The organism is Bacillus sp. SIMBA_008 (assembly GCF_046535495.1).
Taxonomy (GTDB): domain Bacteria; phylum Bacillota; class Bacilli; order Bacillales; family Bacillaceae; genus Bacillus; species Bacillus subtilis.
In genome coordinates, this window is sequence record NZ_JAWRWL010000622.1 from 1 (window position 1) to 264 (window position 264).

The window sequence follows — 264 nt, forward strand, 5'->3', positions numbered from 1 at the left end:
GTGAGAAGTTACTTGTTGTTTGTTACGATATAAAGGAATAATATGAATGTGACGCAACAAAGTGTCCTCAATATCGCGTAACAATGTAACTCTATTCTCTAAATCTTCTTCTTTAAAATAAGGGGAGAACTTTTTATGAAAGTCCATGCTGCTTTGCCCATGAATAAAACTATTTTTTGTAAGAAACATATATAGCAGACTATCTTCTATTCGTTCGCTAATTGTTGCACTATCATGCATCATATCAGCCTTTTGTATCGTACT

The 264-nt window shown here is 33.0% G+C and carries 1 pseudogene; it reads right to left on the reverse strand.

Annotated features, from left to right (window positions below):
* Positions 1-264: pseudogene (locus SB658_RS24690) on the reverse strand (SgrR family transcriptional regulator); the annotation flags it as partial.